The 18,945-nt window shown below is 43.0% G+C and carries 15 protein-coding genes and 1 pseudogene; 9 read left to right on the forward strand and 7 right to left on the reverse strand.

What is annotated here, in order from left to right; genetic code table 11:
- Together RRG12_RS16615 and miaA are read right to left on the reverse strand one after the other, a co-directional pair.
- Nucleotides 1-183 (reverse strand): annotated as a pseudogene (locus RRG12_RS16615) (hypothetical protein); the annotation flags it as partial.
- On the reverse strand, nt 168-1,073 hold the full coding sequence (gene miaA / locus RRG12_RS16620; protein WP_420760054.1) for a tRNA (adenosine(37)-N6)-dimethylallyltransferase MiaA: 906 nt from the start codon (nt 1,071-1,073) through the stop codon (nt 168-170). The gene miaA and the pseudogene RRG12_RS16615, both read right to left, overlap by 16 nt.
- Nucleotides 1,074-1,352: 279 nt before the next feature.
- Here miaA and gyrB point away from each other — a divergent pair, with 279 nt between their 5' ends.
- Nucleotides 1,353-3,290, forward strand: a complete 1,938-nt coding sequence (gene gyrB / locus RRG12_RS16625; RefSeq protein ID WP_420760055.1) for a DNA topoisomerase (ATP-hydrolyzing) subunit B — start codon at nt 1,353-1,355, stop codon at nt 3,288-3,290.
- A gap of 297 nt (nt 3,291-3,587) precedes the next feature.
- Entirely contained in the window at nt 3,588-4,232 is a 645-nt protein-coding gene (locus tag RRG12_RS16630; protein ID WP_420760056.1) for a fasciclin domain-containing protein, read from the forward strand.
- Nucleotides 4,233-4,698: 466 nt separating this feature from the next.
- Here RRG12_RS16630 and RRG12_RS16635 read toward each other — a convergent pair whose 3' ends face one another.
- Nucleotides 4,699-4,881, reverse strand: a complete 183-nt coding sequence (locus RRG12_RS16635) for a hypothetical protein (RefSeq protein WP_420760057.1) — start codon at nt 4,879-4,881, stop codon at nt 4,699-4,701.
- Nucleotides 4,882-5,775: 894 nt separating this feature from the next.
- On the opposite strand from RRG12_RS16635, the gene rpoD reads away from it, so the two are divergent.
- On the forward strand, nt 5,776-6,945 hold the full coding sequence (gene rpoD / locus RRG12_RS16640; protein WP_069073375.1) for an RNA polymerase sigma factor RpoD: 1,170 nt from the start codon (nt 5,776-5,778) through the stop codon (nt 6,943-6,945).
- Between the two features lie 145 nt (nt 6,946-7,090).
- On the opposite strand, the gene RRG12_RS16645 is transcribed toward rpoD, so the two are convergent.
- From RRG12_RS16645 to gyrA, 3 genes are all read right to left on the reverse strand, one after another.
- On the reverse strand, nt 7,091-7,276 hold the full coding sequence (locus RRG12_RS16645; protein WP_069073374.1) for a chlorophyll a/b-binding protein: 186 nt from the start codon (nt 7,274-7,276) through the stop codon (nt 7,091-7,093).
- Nucleotides 7,277-7,588: 312 nt separating this feature from the next.
- Entirely contained in the window at nt 7,589-7,738 is a 150-nt protein-coding gene (locus RRG12_RS16650; RefSeq protein WP_420760058.1) for a hypothetical protein, read from the reverse strand.
- An 18-nt stretch (nt 7,739-7,756) separates the two neighbouring features.
- On the reverse strand, nt 7,757-10,267 hold the full coding sequence (gene gyrA, locus RRG12_RS16655; RefSeq protein ID WP_420760059.1) for a DNA gyrase subunit A: 2,511 nt from the start codon (nt 10,265-10,267) through the stop codon (nt 7,757-7,759).
- Between the two features lie 491 nt (nt 10,268-10,758).
- Between gyrA and RRG12_RS16660 the strand changes: the two genes are divergently transcribed.
- Nucleotides 10,759-11,157 carry a response regulator gene (locus tag RRG12_RS16660; protein ID WP_069073372.1) on the forward strand — a complete coding sequence of 133 codons (399 nt, stop codon included), beginning with the start codon at nt 10,759-10,761 and terminating at the stop codon, nt 11,155-11,157.
- A 229-nt stretch (nt 11,158-11,386) separates the two neighbouring features.
- Here the strand turns inward: RRG12_RS16660 and RRG12_RS16665 are convergent, their stop codons facing one another.
- Nucleotides 11,387-12,271, reverse strand: a complete 885-nt coding sequence (locus RRG12_RS16665; RefSeq protein ID WP_420760060.1) for a tetratricopeptide repeat protein — start codon at nt 12,269-12,271, stop codon at nt 11,387-11,389.
- Nucleotides 12,272-12,741: 470 nt separating this feature from the next.
- Between RRG12_RS16665 and RRG12_RS16670 the strand changes: the two genes are divergently transcribed.
- The 5 genes from RRG12_RS16670 (at nt 12,742) to RRG12_RS16690 (ending at nt 18,821) form a co-directional block, all read left to right on the forward strand.
- The gene (locus RRG12_RS16670; protein ID WP_420760061.1) at nt 12,742-13,293 is read left to right on the forward strand and encodes a hypothetical protein; all 552 of its coding nucleotides are present in this window, start codon (nt 12,742-12,744) and stop codon (nt 13,291-13,293) included.
- A gap of 101 nt (nt 13,294-13,394) precedes the next feature.
- Nucleotides 13,395-14,984 carry an efflux RND transporter periplasmic adaptor subunit gene (locus RRG12_RS16675; protein ID WP_420760062.1) on the forward strand — a complete coding sequence of 530 codons (1,590 nt, stop codon included), beginning with the start codon at nt 13,395-13,397 and terminating at the stop codon, nt 14,982-14,984.
- Between the two features lie 22 nt (nt 14,985-15,006).
- On the forward strand, nt 15,007-16,287 hold the full coding sequence (locus tag RRG12_RS16680) for an ABC transporter permease (protein ID WP_420760063.1): 1,281 nt from the start codon (nt 15,007-15,009) through the stop codon (nt 16,285-16,287).
- A gap of 333 nt (nt 16,288-16,620) precedes the next feature.
- On the forward strand, nt 16,621-17,292 hold the full coding sequence (locus tag RRG12_RS16685; RefSeq protein WP_275944576.1) for an ABC transporter ATP-binding protein: 672 nt from the start codon (nt 16,621-16,623) through the stop codon (nt 17,290-17,292).
- Nucleotides 17,293-17,408: 116 nt separating this feature from the next.
- Complete coding sequence (locus tag RRG12_RS16690) at nt 17,409-18,821, forward strand: TolC family protein (RefSeq protein WP_420760064.1); 1,413 nt, start codon at nt 17,409-17,411, stop codon at nt 18,819-18,821.
- Nucleotides 18,822-18,945: the final 124 nt, after the last annotated feature.

An 18,945-nucleotide genomic window follows, 5' to 3' on the forward strand; every position in this document is an offset into this window, starting at 1 on the left:
CGCTACCTGTAACACAAAAATTCTAGTTTTGTGGCTCTTTTTCAGGAGGGGTTTGAATCCTATAAGTGAAAAAACCTCCTGCCTCCTGCCTCCTGCCTCCTGCCTCCTGCCCCCTGCCTCCTGCCTCCTGCCTCCTGCCCCCTGCCCCCTGCCTCCTTCAAAAAATCTCACAAACTTGTGCAATTTACAAACTCATTTATACGATGCCAAACCTTCTCTAATAAATCAGGAGCATCGACATCAAACCATTCAATTTTTGGATATGCCCGGAACCAAGTACGTTGTCGCTTGGCAAATTGCCTTGTATGCAAAATTGTTAATTCTTTCGCTTCATTCAAAGAAATATTGCCAGACAAATATTGCTTAATTTCTTGATACCCCAAAGTATTCAATAAAGACAAATCAGCGCCATATTTTTGACAAAGATACTCCACTTCAGTAACTAAACCATTTGCGATCATTTGCTCAGTACGCTGTTGAATACGAACACCCAACTTTTCAACATCGCAATCTAAACCAATTTGCAAAATCGGATAATTTGGTGGATTCTCCCCTTGCTGTTCTGAAATTGGATATCCGGTTACATAAAATACCTCTAATGCTCGTAAGGTACGTACTGAATCATTGCCATGAATTTTTTGTGCGGCAACTGGATCAACTTGTTGTAACATTGCGTAGAGTTGTGGTTGACCGAGAGATTCCAGCTGCGATCGCAATTCTGTTTGTGGTGCAACTCTCGGAATTTTCATTCCTTGGACAATGGAACGGATATATAAACCAGTGCCACCAACTAACAAAAGTGGTGTAACATCAACAGAAGCAATTAAGGCTTGTGTTTGTTCCTGATAGTCTGCTACTGTCATCATGTCTGTTGGAGCGCAGATATCTATTAAATAGTGCTGCACCAATTTTTGTTCAGCCACAGTTGGTTTCGCCGTCCCAATATCAAACTCACGATAAACTTGACGAGAATCCGCACTGAGAATCACAGAACCCAACCGCATCGCCAAAGCCAAAGCCAAACCAGACTTACCTGTTGCCGTCGCCCCACAAATCACAATTAATTTAGTCATTTGTCATTAGTCATTAGTCATTTGTTATGGGGCATTGGGCATTGGGCATTGGGCATAAGGAATAAAATTGTTCAATAATCCTCCCCTGCTTCCTCATCTCCCCCTGCTCCCGTGCCCCTCTGCTCCCTTACCCCTCTTCCACGGTAGTGCAACCCCAGTATAAACTTCTCTTGAAAATGCCCTACAGACGCCAGCAAGGCTTTTGTGTTACAATTTTGGAGTGTTTTTACTTTTATTCGCCTTTTGGCGAGTTCAACCCCACGCATCAGGAGAGTTTACATGACGAGCAGTTACAGTGCCGATCAGATTCAAGTTCTGGAAGGTCTGGAAGCCGTCCGCAAAAGACCAGGAATGTACATCGGTACCACTGGGCCGCGAGGACTCCACCATTTAGTTTACGAGGTGGTGGACAATTCAATCGATGAGGCTTTGGCGGGTCATTGCACTCATATAGAGGTGGATATCAACGCTGATGGTTCTGTGACTGTAACAGATGATGGTCGCGGTATTCCCGTCGATACTCACTCGCGCACTGGGAAATCGGCTTTGGAAACCGTGATGACGGTACTGCACGCAGGTGGTAAGTTTGGCGGCGGTGGCTATAAAGTTTCTGGAGGATTACACGGGGTTGGTATTTCTGTTGTTAATGCCTTATCTGAAGTTGTAGAAGTTACCGTTTGGCGAGATAAAAAAGTTCATCTTCAGCGCTATGAACGCGGTATCCCAGTTAGTGAACTGCAAACCAAAGCTTACAAAGAAGCTAGAACTGGAACTTCTGTTACCTTTAAACCAGATATCCAAATCTTTACTACTAGCATTGAGTTTGATTACATCACTTTATCAGGTCGCTTACGGGAATTGGCGTATCTGAATGCAGGTGTCAAAATTACCTTTACTGACCACCGTTTAGAATTACTAAAAAGCGATACACCGAAAGTAGAATCCTACAATTACAAGGGTGGTATTAAAGAATATATCGCTTACATGAACCGTGAGAAGCAGCCTCTACATGAAGAAATTATCTATGTGCAGGGGGAACGGAACAATGTACAAGTGGAAGTTTCACTACAATGGTGTACTGATGCTTACACAGATAATGTGCTAGGTTTTGCTAACAATATTCGCACCGTTGATGGTGGTACGCACTTAGAAGGCTTGAAGGCGGTTCTGACTCGGACATTAAATGCGATCGCTCGCAAGCGGAATAAAATTAAAGATAATGAACCAAACCTCAGTGGCGAACACGTCCGCGAAGGTCTGACAGCCGTAATTTCCGTTAAAGTCCCCGACCCAGAATTTGAAGGACAAACCAAAACTAAACTTGGTAATACCGAAGTACGGGGAATTGTCGATTCTTTAGTGGGAGAAGTCCTCACTGAGTATCTAGAGTTTCATCCTGCTATAGCCGACTCAATTTTAGATAAAGCTATCCAAGCTTTCAAAGCCGCAGAAGCAGCGCGTCATGCACGGGAATTAGTTCGCCGCAAATCGGTACTAGAATCTTCGCCATTACCTGGTAAATTAGCCGATTGTAGTTCTCGCGACCCCAGCGAATCTGAGATATTCATCGTGGAAGGGGACTCAGCAGGTGGGAGTGCAAAACAAGGACGCGATCGCCGCACTCAAGCAATCTTGCCTCTACGTGGTAAAATTCTCAACATTGAAAAAACCGACGACGCTAAAATCTATAAAAATAACGAAGTTCAATCGTTAATTACAGCACTTGGTTTAGGTGTTAAAGGTGATGAATTCGATTCCACTCAACTACGTTATCACCGCATAGTCATTATGACGGATGCTGACGTAGATGGAGCGCACATTCGGACTTTGTTGTTAACATTCTTCTATCGATATCAACGGGCGCTTATCGAACAAGGCTTTATTTATATTGCTTGTCCCCCACTGTTTAAGGTAGAACGGGGACGTAATCATGAGTATTGCTATAGCGATCGCGAAAAAAATCAAGCGATCGCCAAATTCCCGGCTAACGCCAACTACACCATCCAACGCTTCAAAGGTTTGGGTGAAATGATGCCACAACAACTCTGGGATACCACCATGAACCCAGAAACTCGTAAAATGAAGCAAGTCGAAATTGAGGATGCCGCTGAAGCTGATCGCATCTTCACAATTTTAATGGGCGATCGGGTCGCACCCAGACGAGAATTTATCGAAACCTATGGTTCTAAACTCAACTTCACCGATCTAGATATCTAATATCAGCAGTCCTAAATCATTCCTAAAAAACAAGATCCCCGATTTCTTTGAGAAATCGGGGATCTTTAGCTTTGAAGTCTTGATTGACATTCCCAGAACAAATCTTTACTAAAAATTTTATATCCAAAATACTATAAAGACTACCTCTTTTGGCTGATGACAAACCATGAAATATATAAATCTTTTAGATTAATAATTTTTAATACTACAAACTATGTCGTTAGAGGAGTGACTATATCAATAAATTCATTAACTATTGTTAATGATCCCCTATTTAACAGGATTCTACACAAAGCTATGAAAATGAGCAAAGGCATAGTAGAAAAAGCATTGTTCAATATTATTGGCATAGGCAGCTTGGTTGCTCTGTCTGCCTGCGCTCAACCTGTCACAGAAACTCCCACTGCAACCGTCCCTCCCGTTGCCGAAACCCCCATAACAACTGTTCCTCCCGTTACGCCAACTCCTACTACCACCACTACCAACCGAAATTTAGCAGAACTGGCAACATCCGCAGCTAGTCAAGGACAGTTTAAAACTCTCATCCAAGCAGTGCAAGCTGCTGGTTTAACTGAACAATTGTCTACACCAGGCCCTTACACAGTATTTGCACCGACTGACGCCGCTTTCTCTGCTTTACCGAAAGCTACTCTAGACCAACTCTTGCAGCCAGCAAACAAACAACAATTAGTCAGGCTTCTGGCCTACCATGTCGTCCCTGGGGGAACTACCTCTCAGCAATTGACATCTGGAGAAGTTAAAACAGTTGAGGGTAATACCGTGAAAGTAACGGTTGATCGTGCTAGCAACTCAATTACAGTCAATAACGCTAAAGTGACTCAGCCAGATATCCCAGCTAGCAACGGCATTGTTCATGTAGTTGATCAGGTACTTCTGCCACCTAATTTTGCTGCAAGTCTAAACACTACCGCTACACCATAGTAATTCAAACATTGCTCATAGTTTCCAGTTTTCGTTAGGAGTAGGTTTGAAAGCCATCCTGATTTTCAACTAGACGCTAATAATCAATTAAAAATTTAGGTTGACTTGTCACACAAGTGGTAAGTCAGCACTAAATAATAACAAAAATTCTAAATTTATTAGCTAATCAAAAAACATATAAGTTGCTTCTTGTCAATACTTTATAAACAATGACTGTTCGAGTGTGAGCAAAACTACCAATTTTATTGGAAACTTAGCCAAGATAATACTCTTTGCTCTGACTCGCCGATTAATTTCGCCCACCAGCTAGAAACACATTTGTTATCCTCATAAGAAAATAACTGAATATCATCTATCAAACAGCAATTAATAAGTATTTTGAGGATTTATCATCATAAGATGACAGAAAATCACTGAAATAAAAGTATTTAAATTTACAATTAAGTTACGCAAAACAACTTTGTAACTAAATTATCAGGCAATCTTCTGGGTTCTCTGTGTTCGAGTTGATGGCTAGTGGAAGCACACACCATAAAGCTGAAAACTTGTTAATATCTTCATGTGGTGCTGTGGCGATCGCTATTGTATCGTATGTATCTAATGTACTTTTGCCTAAGATTAGGACTATATTGGCTAATTCACAGGACAAATTGTTTTTGAATTGATTAAAATATCCTTGTATACAATAAGAAGAGTTTGTCAAGTTTCATAGGGCTGAAATCGCCACAGTGCGCTAACGTGTGAATAAGACCGAATTAGTTAAACCTAAATTGATCTCCTATCGGTCGATTTTGCCACTACCTCAACTCCTCAGTTAAGGTAATGAGTAAGTAGAAGGTTAACTGGTTTAAGGCAAGCACCACCACACTTGTTGTATTTACCCAACGACAAGACCCTCTTTAGTCTAAGGAATGCGTAATTTATGAAGGAAATGTAAAAATGGGTAGGTTAAGACGAATAGTCTGAGTTAACATAAAATGCACTCTTCCTCAGTAATTAATGTTGTGTAAAATACATGAAATTCGGCAAAAGCAAGCGTACTTACTTCGTAATGTAATAAGAACGTCACTGTAATTCCGAAAAGTGGAGAAAAAATTTCAGGGTATAAATCCCGTTTTTAATGTCTTTTTGGTGAACGTGGCTAACAGTTGCTTAATGAATTCATGATTAATACACAAAAAGAGTGCAATTTCTGTGAAACAGGCTACAATCGGAAGAGTCTTTATAGGAAAATATGCCAACAGTCTGAACTCATTTGTATAGAGTGGCAAATTTTTTGATAAGGGCGAGTCTTTTTTTTGACCAGTTAGTTAAAAGCAGTATGTGATAGCAACACATATAACATTTACTAAAGTGAGCAAATCACCTTTAGTAGTTGCTTAAACTAAAGTAAAAACCCCTCCTAACGGAGGTGTAAAATGTCCGAAAATATCTCTGGCAAATTTGCCAAAAAGCGTATTTTCGATTGATAACTAGCTCGTTTATAAAGAGCAGTAAACACATCTTGAGTAATTGATTCTGCAAGGAGCATGAGGAACGCGGCATGAACCAGGCTAACAACGTACTCGAAAGCATATATCAGCCTGACCTAGAAATAATAAATCAGCCTGAGCTCGAGTTAGAAGAACTCTTAATAGACGATGAAGAGGACTTGCTGATCATCGATGAAGGTGACGAGGAATTTTTAGAGCCTCAGTCTGATGAGGACGACGCAAAGTCTGGAAAAGCCGCTAAATCGCGTCGTCGGACACAAAGCAAGAAAAAGCACTATACCGAAGATTCAATTCGGCTTTACTTGCAAGAAATTGGTAGAATTCGTCTGTTGCGGGCAGACGAAGAAATTGAATTGGCGCGGAAAATAGCCGATTTGCTGGAATTAGAGAGAGTCCGCGAAAGACTCTGTGAGCAATTAGATCGCGATCCTCGAGATAGTGAATGGGCAGAAGCAGTACAACTGCCACTACCAGCCTTTCGTTATCGCCTCCATGTTGGTCGTCGGGCGAAAGACAAGATGGTGCAATCTAACCTCCGTCTTGTAGTTTCAATTGCTAAGAAGTACATGAATCGTGGTTTGTCGTTCCAGGACTTAATTCAGGAAGGCAGTCTCGGTTTGATTCGTGCCGCTGAAAAGTTTGACCACGAAAAAGGTTATAAATTTTCTACATACGCTACATGGTGGATTCGTCAAGCAATTACCCGTGCGATCGCAGATCAATCTCGCACAATTCGTCTTCCAGTTCACCTTTACGAAACCATCTCTCGGATTAAGAAAACTACCAAGTTACTATCTCAAGAGATGGGTCGCAAACCTACTGAAGAAGAAATCGCGACTCGCATGGAAATGACCATTGAGAAGTTGCGCTTCATTGCTAAATCTGCCCAGTTACCAATTTCATTAGAAACGCCTATTGGTAAAGAAGAAGATTCTCGATTGGGCGATTTTATTGAATCCGATGGTGAGACACCAGAAGACCAAGTTTCCAAAAATCTTCTGCGCGAAGACCTTGAAAAAGTCCTCGACAGTCTCAGCCCACGTGAACGCGATGTTCTCAGACTGCGTTACGGCTTGGATGATGGTCGGATGAAGACCCTTGAGGAAATCGGACAGATTTTCAACGTTACCCGCGAACGGATTCGTCAAATCGAGGCAAAAGCACTCCGCAAGTTACGCCATCCAAACCGCAACAGCGTTCTCAAAGAATATATTCGGTAGTTATTGTCATTGGTCATTAGTCATTGGTCATTAGTAAATAAACGAAGGACAAATGACAACTGACTAATAACAAAAAAATAAAAAACCTGGTAGTGAATTGGCACTCCAGGTTTTTTTATTTATAGGTCATCTTAGATATTAAAACTTACAGGATGCCCCAAAAGTGTAGGAAACCTTGACCAGAAAAGACTTCAACCAAAATAGCTGCTGAAAAACCAATCATTGCCAAACGACCGTTCCAAATTTCTGCTTGTGGGGTAAAGCCCCAACGCCAAGCGTTGCGATCTTCAATTACAGGAGTAGTTACTTTTGTAGTGCTTGCATTTGTCATGGTCTGAACTCCAAATTTAATTTTTAAGGTTTATTGCCTTATGTAAACTAATATAACAAATATTTTGAGAAAAGCAACATTTTTTATACTTTTGTTTCCATACCGTGACATAAATAGGAATAGCTATTTATACAAATAAAAGCATCTGTCTTCAGTAAGATTTACTGAGGTAAAAGAAGTGTTATCTAGAATTTTACCGTTATAAACGGTATATCTTATTGATACTATTATCAAATACTTTATTTAAATTGCTTGATTTTCAATAGAGTTTGTTATTTTAAGATAAGAAATTATTGATAGCTTAAGTCAGTACTAGAGAATTTCCATTTCTTTTGAAGCCGATACAAAACTAAGCTTCTCGTAGACGCGTTTACCATCACCTTTAATATCGCCAGCCTCCCGCAGGAGTTCGAGACGCAGTTGGATCAGCGCCTCTAAATCCTGCAAGTTGGCTTGTCGCAAGTTGAAGATCAGCCTAATTTACGATCGCACTTCAGCCACAGTGATAATTTTTTCATCACGGTTGAGTTGGAGGATACTTTCACCTTTGACATCTCTACCTAAGAGCGGCACTGTTTCTACAGGGATTCGCACTACCCGTTCCTTATTCGTCACTAAGGCTACCTCGCCAGATGCGATCGCTATGACCATACCAGCTAAGTTGTCAGTTTTGCTAGCAAATTTCAACGCTTGCGTACCTAAATCGCCGCGATTAGCCGCTCTCAACTGACTCGCAGCCATCCGTTTGGCATATCCTTCTTGAGTAACTAGCAACAGTTGGTCATCTTTACCGACAGTGACACAGCCAACCATTTGCTGATTTTTCAATAACCGAAATGCTTGTAAACCCATCGCTGTGCGACCCATGACTGGTAATTGTTCATCATTGGCTGCAAAGCGCAACATTCGCCCACCGGAACTAGCTAAAATTAGATGCGCCCCTGGAGCGGTGAACTGGGTAAATGACAATTCATCATCGTCTTTGAGCTTCAAAATCGTGATTCCGCGCCGAGTTAAGTTAGTAAATTCTCCCAGAGACAGACGTTTAATTCTTCCCTGTTTTGTGAGGAGAATCATCTGCCTAGTTTCAAGATTTTCCGGCAGCAAAAAGCGGCTGACCACATCTTCTTGAGCGCTTTGAGCAGTACTACTGAGCATAGTAATCAAAGGTTTTCCCCGTGGAGAACGTCCAGTAGTAGGGGGAATTTCTCCCACATTTACCGGATAGACTTTGCCGCTACCAGTTAGTATCAGCAAGTCTTTCCCCGTGTCGGTCAACACAGTTTGGATAATGAAGTCATTATCGTGCAGACCATTTTCAGCTTTTGACTTTCTCCCAGATGGCTGAGTGCGGCGGACATAACCCCGTTGGGTAAATTCTAAAATCGCTTCCTCTACTGGTTCAGAAGATTTAAATTCCTCCTCCTCTGCCCCTCTGCTCCTCTGCCCCTCTGCTCCTCTGCCCTTCTGCTCATCTGCCCTAGACTTTTGCTCCTCTCCAATTTTCGTTCGCCGGGGATCGTTATATTTGCGCTTGAGCGATCGCAAATCTTTTTTCAGCGCCTTGAGTAATTCGCGGCGATCGTTCAGCAATTGCTCCAACAAGCTAATTTGTTCACTGATCTGCTCAAATTCCTGCTGCAAATTTTGCTGTTCTAAACTGGTGAGGCGGCGCAACGGCATCGCTAAAATTGCATCTCCTTGTACCTCACTCAAATCCAGTTGGCTACAAAGATTAATTTTTGCCGTACTGCCATCGGGAGCTTGGCGCAAAATTTGAATTACCTCATCCAAATTAGACAGCGCTTTCAGCAAACCTTCCACCAAATGCACACGACTTTGAGCTTTACCCAACTCGTAATTGTAGCGACGGTTCAGCGTCTCTTCTCGGAAACTCAAAAACTCCTGCAACAGTTGACGCAAACTTAATTGGCGGGGTTGTCCATCTACTATTGCGAGGAGAATAGCCCCAAAAGTCATTTGTAAAGCAGTTTGGTGATACAAATGCTGGAGAACTTCTTGGGGATTGGTGTCGCGTTTGAGTTCAATTACCACCCGCATCCCTTCGCGATCGCTCTCATCCCGAAGATCAGAAATTCCTTGCAAACGTCCTTGATTTACTAAGTCCGCTACCTTCTCAATCCAGGCAGCCTTATTCACTTGATAAGGCAATTCTGTAATGATAATTGCCGTCCGGCGCTTGCTTCCCCGACTGGCTGGAATTTCCTCTAGAGTCGCGACTCCCCGTAGCAAAATTCCACCTTTACCTGTGGTGTATGCTTCCCGAATTCCCGTCTCACCAATTATTTCTCCACCAGTGGGAAAATCTGGCCCTGGAATTAACTCGAATAATTTTTCATCTGGCAATTCTGGATTGTCGATTAAGGCAATTAACCCATCGACAACTTCCCCCAAATTATGGGGTGGTACATTCGTTGCCATTCCTACGGCAATACCAGAACAGCCATTGAGCAACAGAAACGGCAACTGAGCAGGTAACACCGTTGGTTCTTGCTGGGAATTATCAAAGTTCCCGACAAATTCCACAGTTTCTTCACCAATTTCTGTCAGCATTCCCTCATGACTGATCGGTGCGAGGCGCGTTTCTGTGTAGCGCATCGCCGCTGGCGGGTCATTATCGACACTACCAAAGTTCCCGTGTCCTGCCAGTAAAGGATAGCGGCTAGAAAAATCCTGCACCAGCCTTACTAAGGCATCGTAAACTGATTGGTCGCCGTGGGGATGGTATTTACCCAACACATCACCCACTACACGGGCACATTTTCGATAGGGTCTATCTGGTACTAAACCAAGTTCATGCATTGCATACAAAATGCGGCGATGCACTGGTTTTAAGCCATCACGCACGTCTGGTAGCGCTCGCCCGACAATCACGCTCATGGCATATTCTAGATAAGACCGTTGCATCTCGGTGTGCAGGGCTGTTGGAATTACCTGTCCCGTTGAGAGAAGGTTTAACTGTTTTGCCATGAGTTTTTTCCCTGAAATTTAATTACACAAAAGCCGATGGAACTCAACACTGCGGCAACCACAGCATAACGGATCAAATAGGATTCATAACAAAATTTTGATAGTCGCAGAAGAAAAGGCAGTAGTATCATCCTTGATGACGAGGATGTAAAAGCGATGAGGGATTGGGGACTGGGGACTGGGGACTGGGGATTAGGGATTGGGTAATCAGCAGAAAAATTATGGAATTTGCTCTGACCTCTCCTAGATTTTGGAATGTTTTCTTAGTCCTCAGTACCCAGTCTCGGAGCGGCGTTCCTGCTGCCCCTAACATATAGGTATAGCAGGGTACTCCGACGCTCGAATACTTACTATCACCGCGACCAGTTAAAAAGGATGCACACGAGTATAATCTACATAAACTTAGTAGCCATGATACTTACAATGATTGCATTTCTTAATTTTGAATTCTGGAATTCTTGAATCTCCTCACCTCTATAACTAAAATTCTCATGAAAACTGTTTTAATTGTCGAAGACGATCTAATTAATGCTCGTGTTTTTTCCAAAATTTTGTCCAAGCGTGGCGGCTTGGGTGTAAAACACACTGAAAATGTCGAAGAAGTTATAAAAATTGCCCAATCAGGAGAAGCCGACCTGATTTTGATGGATGTTTCTCTGTCCAGAAGTGTTTACCAAGGCAAGTCTGTTGATGGAATCAAAATTACACAAATGTTGAAATCTGATCCGAAAACAGCAAACTTGCCTGTAATTTTGGTTACGGCACATGCTATGGAAGGCGATCGCGAAAACTTTCTCAAGCAAAGCGGTGCTGACGGCTACATTTCTAAGCCAGTTGTTGACCATCAACAGTTTGTTGACCAAATCATCGCACTTCTACCGACAGACTAACACTGGGAATTAACGACTTAATTTCAGGAATACTTGCCCGCCAATATTTTTGGGCAACTATTTCCCGTATTTAGTTAGTATATATGTACTACGAAAAGATACTTTTAGGCAAGTGGCAAATGGGGAATGGGAAATGGGGAATGAGAAATGGGGAGAATAAAAAATTACCTCTTTGCCCCCTGCTCCCCTGCTCCCCTGCTCCCCACTCCCCACTCCCCACGCCCCACTCCTATTGAGTAGGCTGTTGCCCAGGGGTTGATGATGATGCTGGTTGCTGTAGGGCTGCTTGAATACGGGGTAATTCTAGGAATTTTTTCGTATCAGACAGTAAGCGATCGCCCCAGAGATTTTCTTTGAGGAAATCCAAATTAGCATAGCGCGAATCGATCCGGAGTGCAGTTTCTCCCAAGGTTAGTCCTTGTTGGCTATCACCTTTAGTATAGAGTGCCACTGCCAAGGCTAATAAAGGTTCTGCGGCTTGTTTGTCAATGGTGACAGCAGATTGCCATTGCTTAATCGCTCCGGGGATATCACCCTGTTCGTAGTTGATTAAGCCAATATTGTTAAGCGCTGGCCAGAATTTTTTATCTTTAGAGACTGCTGTATTGTACTGTGCGATCGCATCAGGCAATCGACCCAGCATAAAGTAAGCATTACCCAAATTAAACAACCCCTCTGGATCATTGGGTTTTAACTTCAAACCCTCTTGGTAATTGACAAGAGCTGCTTGGTAATTTTTCTGCTGAAAATTAGCTGAACCTAAAGCAAACAAAATATCACCATTTTTAGGGTTGATAGATTGGGCTTTTTTTAGGCTAGCGATCGCTGCGTCAAACTCTTTAGTTTGCAGTTGCAATCCACCTAAAAGCAACCACACTTTATCATTCCCAGGAGCCAGCTGACTAGCCAGCCGCGCTCGTGGCAAAGCTAATTCAACCTGTTGAAACTGAGCTAGTTGAGCCGCCTCTTGCGCCAAGCTCAACCCCTGCTTCTCTAACTTTGTCGGATCTAATTGCAGTGTATGGGGTATTAATGCCTGCGCGTTAGCGGCTTTTGGCATACTCCACAAACTACAAACCATTAGAAAAGAAATCAAACGAACATGTTTAGGCACATTACCGCCTTTAAGCCACTAATCAAAGAATCTTTCAGCTAGCTTAAACGATCTCCGCTGTTGACGGCAGCAAAATCTTACAAACAAAGGCAGGATGTAGGAGGCAGAAGTATCAACACAAACTTTAGTTGGCTTAAAAGCATGGGTTCCTCCTGCTTCCTGAAGTTATTAGTTCTTGACATCCCCATAATAAAAACAATTTATACCCAATCCCCAATCCCCAATCCCCAGTCCCCAATCCCCAATCCCCATTAAAAAAACTGATGACTTTCGTCATACCTCAGCCTGGAATTACTAGTGACTTTCGTCATACATAGGTTTGGACTTTTTGATCGATAATTGTAATGTATGAATTTATACGATGAGGTAAATATTAAACACTTTGATGTTCAAACAAAAGCAACTGTCTAAGATTGCTGAATTCAAACCTCAGCAGAATAGAAGTTTAATGCCAATTAGGAGTTAATTCCATGTTGAAACCAAACCGTGTATCGATAGTTTTAGCTACTGCTGCTTTGATCATTGCTCCCACTCTGTTGACTGCGCCTGCAAATGCCCAGACGAAAGTCTATGTTGTTAGCGATCGCAATCAAAATTGGGATCGCGACGGCAGAAGAAACTCTAGAGAAGTCAGAAACTCTAGAGACAGGGGTAATTGGAACCGTAACGGCAGACCTTATCCTGTAGAAGTCAGAAACTCTAGAGACAGGGACAATTGGAACCGTAACGGCAGACCCTATCCTGGAGAAATCAGAAACTCTAGAGACAGGGACAATTGGAACCGTAACAACCAACCCTATAGCAGAGTAGTCAGACTTGGTAATGGTGATATCAGATATCCCAATGGGCAAATTATTCCTGCTAGATCCATAGTCAGACTGCGTAATCAAGGTTATTACAGACTTCCCAACGGAGATATTCTTCTTCCTAGTCAGGAAGTTGTTCCATCTAGAAGATTAGTGAGAGTCCGTGATAATTTCTTCAGACTTCCTAGTGGATTGGTACTGCAAATAAACCTTTAAAACACTAAAAACTCAAAATCATTGTCAGTATAGGGCTACCAGGCTATAGTTTTAGCCGTGAATAACAAGCTCGGTAGCCGTTCTTTATAGAAAAAGTGGATATGAAAATTGATACATCAAACACCGTAGATTCCTCATCACCAGTTTTGGTTCCAGAGGTAAAGAAAAAAAAGGGCAGACGTAATTGGCTCTCTTGGCTAATTGCTCTTTGCCTTTTGGGGGGAATTGGCTATGCAATTTATTACCAAGTAGCCGTTGTTTCCCGCCAAGAAGCCAGCCGTCGGGTGCTGACAAGACCTGTACAAAGGCAAAATTTAACAATGACAGTTTCAGCGAACGGAACGGTGAAGCCTGAGCGGTCAATTAACCTCAGCCCGAAAAATTCTGGTATCTTGAAAACACTGCTGGCGAAAGAAGGGGATCTCGTCAAACAAGGACAGATTGTCGCTTACATGGATGATTCCAACCTCCGGGGACAACTCACCTCTGCTCAAGGACAGTTGGCACAAGCCGAGGCTAATTTGCAAAAAGCGATCGCAGGTAATCGCCCTCAAGATATTGCTCAAGCCCAAGGAGTATTAGACGAAGCCCAGGCAAATCTTCAAAAGGTACAAGCTGGTAATCGCTCTCAAGATATTGCCCAAGCACAGGCACGTTTGCAAAGCGCTCAAGCCGCCCTTCGCCAAGCAGAAGATGATTTGGTTCGTAATCAGCAACTTTACAATGCAGGCGGTATTTCCCTTCAGGCTCTTAACCAAATCCGTGCCACTCGTGACAGCGCCCAAGCTCAAGTTAATGAAGCACAGCAAGCACTGGGGTTGCAAAAAGCCGGGTCACGTCCAGAAGACATCGAGCAAGCCCGAGCTGTGGTGAAGCAGAGACAGCAAGCTTTGGCACTTGTGAAAGCCGGAACGCGCCAAGAAGATATTGACGCAGCCCGCGCTCAGGTAACATCAGCTCGTGGTTCGCTGCAAAACATCCAAGCTCAAATTAATGACACGATTATTCGCGCCCCTTTTGATGGTGTGGTGACAAAGAAGTTTGCTGATCCTGGCGCCTTCGTGACACCCACAACTGCTAGTAGTGAAGTAGCTTCTTCTTCTTCTTCTTCAATCTTGTCTCTCGCTTCAACAAATGAGATTGTCGCCAGTTTAGCGGAAACAAATATTTCTAAAATCAGCCTTGGTCAAAAAGTCTCGATTCAAGCAGATGCCTACCCAGGAAAAACCTTTGAAGGTAAAGTCAGCCAAATTGCCGCCCAAGCGATAGTCGCGCAAAACGTCACCAGTTTTGAAGTGAGAGTATCACTTTCAGACCCGGAAAGGCTACTCCGGTCTGGGATGAATGTGGAAGTAGATTTTCAAGTCGGTCAAGTTGAAAATGCTTTAGTAGTGCCAACAGCCTCAGTGGTGCGCCAACAAAATGCCACAGGTGTGTTTGTGGCGGGAGCCGATAACAAACCTGTATTCACTCGCATCGAGACTGGGGTTACTGCCAATAACTTTACCGAAGTTAAGTCTGGATTGACAGGAAACGAAAGAGTATTACTCAGTTTCCCACCAGGATCACGTCCACAATCAACACCACGAGGAGGAGTTTTTCCTGGCCTAGGCGGAGGCGGTGGTGGCGGTGGTGGTGGAAGAGGAGGCGGTGGCGGCGGAAGAGGAGGTGGTGGCGGTGGTTCACCTTAAAGTTAGTTGTAAATAAAAGCTTATGTTTAAAATATTTAAGGGCTTTAAGAAAGCTAAGAATACTCGCACAGTACCATTGTTAGAAATTTTAACAATGGCGGCAGAGACTTTGTGGAGTAACAAATTACGCACAGGTTTAACGATGTTGGGCGTGATTATTGGAATTTCATCAGTCATTGCGATTACTTCTGTTGGTCAGGGAGTGCAAAAAGGGGTTGAACAACAGATACAAGCATTGGGTACAGATGTGATCCAAATCTTAGCGGGTGCTGCAAGAAGCGGGAATGTCCGTCAAGGAGTCGGTTCTAGCAGCACCTTGACTTGGGAAGATGCACAGGCGATCGCTACACAAGCGCCATCAGCACAGATGGTTTCTGCTTATCTCCAACGGACTGCCCAAGTTGTATATGCAGGACAGAATACTTCAACAACCATTTATGGCACGGATTTGAACTACCCAGAAGTCAGAAATACCAACCCCCAGCAAGGGAGATATTTCACTCAGGAAGAATTAGATACTGCCGCACAGGTAGCTATTCTTGGCCCCACAGTCCAAAACACACTCTTCGGACAGAATGCCAATGTCATCGGCGAGAGAATTCGGATTCAGGGAGAGGCTTACGAAGTGATTGGGGTGATGGAACCTAAAGGTTCTCAAGGGCCGATGGATCGAGATGACCAGATTTTCATTCCTCTAACTAGTATGTCGAAGAGACTAGTTGGGAATAATGCCTTGGTAGGCGTTTCTGTAAATGGAATTTTAGTCAAAGGTGCGAATCAAGAAGAATTAGAAGCCGCTCAATTTCAAGTCACCAATCTCTTACGGTTGCGTCACAACATTTATCCGCCGCAAGCTGATGATTTTCGGCTGACCAATCAAGCTGATATTGTTAGTACCTTCACGAATGTGGTGGGTTTATTTACAGTCATGGTAGTTGCGATCGCAGGAATTTCGTTAGTGGTTGGTGGAATCGGTATTGCCAACATTATGCTGGTTTCCGTAGTTGAGCGGACGCGAGAAATTGGGATTCGCAAAGCCGTAGGGGCAACTAATTCTGCAATCCTGAATCAATTTTTAGCCGAAGCGATCGTGATTTCCATTGCTGGTGGAACTATTGGTATGGCCACTGGGATTATATTAGCCTTTACTGCTGCAAATATTTTCAAATTTCCCTTTGTCATTTCTTTCTTGTCCATCATTGCTGGGTTTGGACTCTCATTGAGCGTTGGCTTAGTTGCTGGGGTGATTCCAGCACGGAACGCATCTAAATTAGATCCAATTACTGCTTTAAGAAGCGACTAAGCCTAAGAGTAATGAGTAATGAGTAATGAGTAATATTTCTGAAATCTAGAGCTTTTGTATAGCAAGCGATGTCTACGACGGGCTACGCCTACGCGCGATTCTTTTCTAATAACAAATACAAGACCAATTTTTTCTAATAGTATAGCTTGTATTGCTTGCCTCATGAGGCTTCTAGCAATGCCCTCGTGGAGAGTGACAGAAGAGGGATAAATGAACTCTCACTACTCACTTTACCATTCATTTCATTACTCATTACTCATTACTCATTACTCATTACTCATTACTCATTACTCATTACTCACTACTCATTACTCACTACTCATTACTCAATTTATGCCAACAATGATCTGGATGGAATCTATTACTAAAACTTACTACTTGGGAGAAGTTAGTGTTCCTATACTTAAGGGAATTGAACTCTCTATTGAGGAGGGAGAATATGTCTCGATTATGGGTGCGTCAGGTTCGGGAAAATCTACGTTGATGAATATTTTGGGATGTTTGGATCGTCCCACTACTGGTGACTATATTTTTGAAGGGAGAAACCTGACGACTTTTGATGATGATGAATTAGCTTATATTCGTAATCAAAGAATAGGTTTTGTTTTCCAACAATTTAATCTATTGGCGCGGGCGACAGCGCTGGAAAATGTTATGTTGCCAATGGTTTATGCTAATCTACCCAAACCAAAACGCCGTGAAAGGGCATTAGAAGCCCTGGAAAAAGTAGGACTAGAGGGACGCACATCTAACCGTCCTAGTCAACTATCTGGGGGACAACAACAACGAGTAGCGATCGCTCGTGCTTTAGTTAACCGACCTGCATTAGTTTTGGCAGACGAGCCAACGGGGGCTTTAGATACTGAAACTTCCCATGAGGTGATGAGTTTGCTAACAGAGCTTAATAACCAAGGAATCACAATTGTTATCGTCACTCATGAGCCAGATATCGCGGCTCAAACCAAAAGAATTATTCGAGTTCAGGATGGCTTGATTGTAGGCTAATTTGTTAAGATTACACCTTGGAGGGGGAATTTAAGATTTAAATCTCTGTAGGTCAATCAGGATCAAAACTTTTGATTTATCCTCAAAAAAGCCTAATTAATGACTACATCTAGATTATGAATTTCAGCTTATTCTTCGCGCATTCTACCTGGATTCCCGTAGCGATTGCTATTCTTTTTTCAACTTTAGCAAGTGCAGCAACTCCCCCAAAACCGCAAAATTCCTCAAGACCTGTACAGGTTCCCGATAACCTCAACCCTAATCCTAATCCTCTCCAATTTCCTACCAAACCGGAGGAAGTACAAATTCAGGGAACTGTGCCAATCAGTTTGGCACAAGCTTTAGAACTAGCAAAACGCAACAATCGAGATTTACAAGTAGCCATATTAGAGCTAGAACGCAGTCGCTCATCCCTACGCGAGTCTCAAGCTGCCTTGCTTCCTACTGTTGGACTCAATAGTAGTTTAACTAACAGTGGTAATGGTTTTACTAGCAATTCATCTCAAGCCAGTACCTCTTTCAATGGTTCAGCACAACTGAATTATGACCTCTATACTTCTGGGAACCGACAAGGTGCTATCCGAGCCGCAGAGGAACAGCTACGGGTAGATGAGTTAGATGTTGAGAGTACATCTCTGGAAATCGAGTTGAATGTCACAACTGAATATTATGATTTGCAAGAAGCAGATGAACAAGTACGAATTAATCGGTCTGCTGTGGAAAATGCCCAGGCTAGTTTGCGCGATACCCAAGCGAGAGAACAGGCTGGAGTAGGTACGCGGTTCGATGTGCTGCAAGCTCAGGTGAATTTAGCAAACGCCCAACAACTACTGACTAATGCTATCTCAGACCAGCAAGTTGCTCGTCGTCAGTTAGCAACTCGGTTAAGTTTGGCACAATCAGTTAATATCGCGGCGGCAGATCCAGTACAATTAGCGGGTCTTTGGCAGCCAACACTTGAAGAAACTATTGTCAGAGCCTTTCAAAATCGTCCAGAACTGCAACAGCAATTAGCACAACGTAACATTGGTGAGCAACAGCGACGACAAGCACTTTCACAGTTGGGGCCGCAACTTAGTTTGACAGGTAACTACAACTTGACAGATCGGTTTGATGATGGCGTCAGCGTTACTGATGGCTATTCAGTGGGAATTCAAGGAAATTTAAATTTGTATGATGGGGGAGCAGCAAGAGCAAGGGCGGCTCAGTCGAAAGCTAATATTGCGATCGCAGAGAGTCAATTTGGTAGCCAGCGCGATATAATCCGCTTTGATGTCGAACAGTTTTACTCTCAATTGCAAGCCAATTTAGAGAATGTGCAAACTTCTAGTGTGGCTTTAAATCAAGCCAAGGAAGCTTTGAATTTAGCAAGACTCAGGTTCCAAGCCGGGGTGGGTACTCAAACTGAGGTAATTGCAGCTGAAAATGACCTGACAAGAGCAGAAGGTAATCGAATCACAGCTATTTTGGATTACAATCGCGCTCTAGCTAATTTGCAAAGATCAGTCACTTCCAGGGCTTCGCGCTAAGAGGATGTTTGAAAAGTCATGATTGATGTATAAAATTTTTTTACCCCACCCTAGCCCTCCCCTTATAAAGCTACGGTGTACACACAAGTCCTAAAAACCTAGCTTGATAAGACTTTTATAGTTC

Source organism: Nostoc sp. CALU 546, from assembly GCF_048836525.1.

Coding starts and splice junctions, on each gene's coding strand:
- rpoD (WP_069073375.1), top strand. CDS start 5,776: ATGAACCAGGCTAACAACGTACTCGAAAGCATATATCAGCCTGACCTA.
- RRG12_RS16660 (WP_069073372.1), top strand. CDS start 10,759: ATGAAAACTGTTTTAATTGTCGAAGACGATCTAATTAATGCTCGTGTT.
- gyrA (WP_420760059.1), bottom strand. CDS start 10,267: ATGGCAAAACAGTTAAACCTTCTCTCAACGGGACAGGTAATTCCAACA.
- gyrB (WP_420760055.1), top strand. CDS start 1,353: ATGACGAGCAGTTACAGTGCCGATCAGATTCAAGTTCTGGAAGGTCTG.
- RRG12_RS16685 (WP_275944576.1), top strand. CDS start 16,621: ATGCCAACAATGATCTGGATGGAATCTATTACTAAAACTTACTACTTG.
- RRG12_RS16675 (WP_420760062.1), top strand. CDS start 13,395: ATGAAAATTGATACATCAAACACCGTAGATTCCTCATCACCAGTTTTG.
- RRG12_RS16630 (WP_420760056.1), top strand. CDS start 3,588: ATGAAAATGAGCAAAGGCATAGTAGAAAAAGCATTGTTCAATATTATT.
- RRG12_RS16680 (WP_420760063.1), top strand. CDS start 15,007: ATGTTTAAAATATTTAAGGGCTTTAAGAAAGCTAAGAATACTCGCACA.
- RRG12_RS16645 (WP_069073374.1), bottom strand. CDS start 7,276: ATGACAAATGCAAGCACTACAAAAGTAACTACTCCTGTAATTGAAGAT.
- RRG12_RS16670 (WP_420760061.1), top strand. CDS start 12,742: ATGTTGAAACCAAACCGTGTATCGATAGTTTTAGCTACTGCTGCTTTG.
- RRG12_RS16690 (WP_420760064.1), top strand. CDS start 17,409: ATGAATTTCAGCTTATTCTTCGCGCATTCTACCTGGATTCCCGTAGCG.
- miaA (WP_420760054.1), bottom strand. CDS start 1,073: ATGACTAAATTAATTGTGATTTGTGGGGCGACGGCAACAGGTAAGTCT.